The organism is Dyella silvatica, from assembly GCF_026283955.1.
GTDB lineage: Bacteria > Pseudomonadota > Gammaproteobacteria > Xanthomonadales > Rhodanobacteraceae > Dyella_C > Dyella_C silvatica.
Genome location: NZ_JAPDPE010000205.1, coordinates 1 through 3,776, shown reverse-complemented (window position 1 = coordinate 3,776; position 3,776 = coordinate 1). Strand labels below are relative to the sequence as shown.

Below are 3,776 nucleotides of genomic sequence, written 5' to 3'. Positions count from 1 at the left end.
GTCAGACTGACATGCGCTGTCTGCCCGGGTGCCAGTCGCAGCTTGCGGAACGCTTTGAGCTCTTTCGCCGGTCGCGCCACGCGTGCCGACGGGTCGCCGACGTACACCTGCGCCACTTCGGCGCCTTCGCGCGAGCCGGTGTTGCGCACGTCGAACGACACCGTAACTTCGCCATTGGCCGCCGCGCCGGAAAGCACGAGCTTGCTGAAACCGAAGCTTGTGTACGACAAGCCATGACCGAACGCGAACAACGGCTGTGCTTCGCGCGGATGGCTGGTGTACCAGCGATAGCCGAGGAACACGCCTTCGCCGTAGCGCACCGTGGGATGGCCGTCGGCGGCAGGATGCGCGTCGTAGAAATCGTGAGTCGGGTTGTCTTGCCAATGGCGCTCGAAGCTGATCGGCAGCTTACCTTCCGGCGAGCGATCGCCGAACAGCACTTCGGCAATCGCCTGCCCGCCCTCCTGGCCCGGGTACCAGTTCTGCAGCAGCGCCGGCACGTGCTCGAGCCAACCGTCGGTGGCATAGCCGCCCCCGGAGGTTACGGTGACTACGGTGTGCTTGTTGAGGGCGGCCACGGCCTCGATCAGCGCCTCTTGCCCCCAGGGCAATGGGAAGCTGCGGTCAAAGGCCTCGCTTTCAGAGGTGCCATCGAAACCCACCGCAACCACGGCAGCATCGGCCATGGCAGCCATCTTGCGGGTCTCCTCGGGAATCATCGCATCCACGGCGATAGCGCCCAGGCTCATGCGGCTGTAGCTCACGTCAGGGCGATAGTCGAGGCGGATGTCCACGGCCTTGCCCACCGTCATCGGCAACACGACGTAGTGCGGCGCCTGGCCTTCGAATACCGGTTGCTGGATCACCGGCTTGCCGTCGACGTACAGCGTGTAGCTGTCCTTGCTTGCCGCAGCCGCTAGGAACAGAAACTTGCCACTGCGATCGGGCACGAAGCGGCCGGACCAACGAATGCTCTGGCGCTCTGCCGCCGGCGTCGTCCACAGCTCGGGCTTCCACTGGTCCACCTTGGTGTTGACCGTGCGCTCGATCGGTTGGCCGGCGAAGTCCGCGTTGCCGAAGGTTTCGCGAAGCAGGCCGGCCTTGCCATCCATCGTCACGAATACTTCCTTCGCGAACACGTCCGCCGTACTGGGCAGGCCACGGCTATAGAGCACGTTCACCTTGTCGCCTACGCGGTCACTAATGCCCGAGAGAATGCTTTGCGTGCGAAACGCATCGATGTGCGAGCTTCCGCCAGCACTGGCCGCGCCTGGATACGCCATGGGTCCGATCACCGCGACCGATGTCATGTGCGAGGCATCCAGCGGCAAGGCCTGCGACGCGTTCTTCAGCAGCACCAGCGATTCGCGTGCGGCATCGAGTGCCGCATGCGCCGGGGCGGGATCCATCAAGGGAATGGCATAGTCGCGCGATGGACGATCAATCAAGCCGAAGCGCACGGCGGTGCGCAGCAGGCGACGCGTCTTGTCGTCGAGATCCACGCGGGACAGGGAGCCATCGCGCAGGCCATCTTCGATCAGTGTCGGCCGCATCGCGTCTGGCGCCGGCATCTCGAGATCAAGTCCGGCCTTGAACGCCTTCACGCCGTCGTGCGCGGCTTCCCAGTCGGACATGTACAGGCCATTGAAGCCCCATTCCTGTTTGAGAATGTCATGGGCGATGCGGCGGTTCTCCGCCAGATAGTCGCCATTGATCAGGTTGTAGCTGCTCATCACCGCACCGACCTGACCTTCCTTCACCGCCATCTCGAAGGCTGGCAGGTATATCTCGCGCAGCGTGCGCTCGTCGATCAGGCTGTCGAGATGCCGACGGTCGTACTCGGAGTTGTTGGCGGCAAAGTGCTTGACGGTGGCGACCACGCCCTGCCCTTGCACGCCGCGGATCAGGCCCGCGGCCATCTTGCCGGCGAGCAGCGGATCTTCGCCGTAGTACTCCATGTTGCGGCCGTTCTGCGGCGCGCGGTACATGTTGACGCCCGGGCCCAGCAGAAACTGCACGCCGCGGGCTCGCGCATCGCGGCCCATCGCGGTGCCCACGCGCTCGGCCAGCGCCGGATCCCAGCTCGCCGCCAGACCAATGCCCGCCGCGTAGGCGGTAGAAGGTCCAGGTGCTCGCACGCCTATCGGTCCATCGGACATAGCCAGACGCGGCAGGCCGATGACCGGCATGTCACGCGTATAGAAGTTGTCGACGCCGCCAAGCAAGGCAACTTTCTGTTCGACGGAAAGCTTGCCGAGCAAGCTCTCGACGCGCTGCTCCACGGCGGCAGTGTCAGCGGCGGGCACGACATCGCCACAAGTCGCAGCGGTGGACATCCCCAGCGCGTACAGCGCCAGGACAAGCATCGTCTTACGCATGAACATCCTCAGTAGCTAGCCAGCCTGACCCGCAGCACCTGCGGCACGCTGGTGAAATTCAGGCCGTAGTCGGTCTGGTCGCCGTTCCACAGCCTTTGAAAAATCCACTGGCCATTCTCGTAATGGCCTTCTTCGACGCGGTCGAGCAGAAAGCGTCCATCCTTGCCTCGGCGCCCTGGTAGAAAGCTCACCCGCACGTTATGCCCGGTGACGAGGTATTCGTTCTCGCCGAGCTGCGCGACGATGGCGCCACCGTCGGTGTCGGCATTGCCCTTGGGAGGGTCCATGCCGAACTGCAGCTGCCCGTAACCGAGCTGAACTTTCCAGTCACCGAGATCGAGCGTCTGCTCGTGCGTGTCCAAGGGTTCCGCGGCGCCCCACAACTTGCCGGCCAATTCGGCCGCGGCGATCTCGCTGCCCATGGGCGCCAGCGTGCGGTAGTTGACGCCAAACGCGTCCACGGCATCGTCATCGAGCTGGCGCGCGCCTAGCGGGTAGTTGCTGTACTTGGTGAAATCCATGCCGAACGGCGAGAAACCCATGCCGCCATGACCGAGCGTTGCATAGAGGTAGCGCGCATAGCCGTGAGCATTGCCGGTTTCGGCCACGAACAGCGGATTGTCCTTGCGTGCGTAGCGGTCGAGCACGGTGATGTAGCGTGCATACTCAGGCAGGTAGATGTCGGGCGCCAACAGATCCAGCGATGGCGCGCCGGCCTTCCAGATATCCAATACGTTGTCGGTAGGACCGCCCGTCTCGTAGCTGCCGGGCTCCCCGGGGTGGAACGGATCGCGCAGCGCGGCATTGGTGTACATCGGCAGGTTGTACACGGCCTTGCCCGCCGCGGCGACCCGATCGACAAAGCGCGCGATCGACCAGGCGTGAAAGAACTCCGCCGCGTCCTTGCCGAACACCTGGCTCCAGTTGCCGGCCGGCTTGCTCACAGCATGCAGCAAGGCATCGGGAACGGCACCTGCAAACAGCCTGTCAGCCATCGGCGAATGGTCGCGGTCGGTGTTATAGGTGCCCGCCTCGTTCTCCACCTGCAGCATGATCACGGTGTGCTTGTCACCATCGGCGGCGCGCAGATGCGTCATCAGTTGCACGAATGCCCTGCGGTCCGCCGCCATGGTGGCGTCGGCATGTGGCGAAAGCGAATTGAGCAGCTTGCCCGAGCGCGATAGCAGGCGCGGAAAGCGCTGGTTGTCCAGTTTCACCCAGGACGGCGCATAGCTGGGCCCGTTGTTCTTCCACGTGGCGAACCACACCAGCACCAGGCGCACATGATGTTCGCGCGCCTGCGTAAGCAGCGTATCGAGGAAGCTGAAATCGAACTGTCCTTCCTTCGGTTCGATCTGCTCCCAGGCGATCGGTACGCCCACCGTATTGGCATGCATG

Annotated in this window: 2 protein-coding genes; both read right to left on the bottom strand. The window is 64.0% G+C overall.

From position 1 onward, the window contains the following. On the bottom strand, positions 1 to 2,378 hold a 2,378-nt coding region (locus tag OUZ52_RS22475), incomplete at its 3' end, for a glycoside hydrolase family 3 protein (protein ID WP_266160835.1). Positions 2,379 to 2,386: 8 nt separating this feature from the next. Further along, positions 2,387 to 3,776, bottom strand: a 1,390-nt coding sequence (locus OUZ52_RS22470) for a DUF5597 domain-containing protein (RefSeq protein ID WP_266160833.1), incomplete at its 5' end; no start/stop codon positions are given.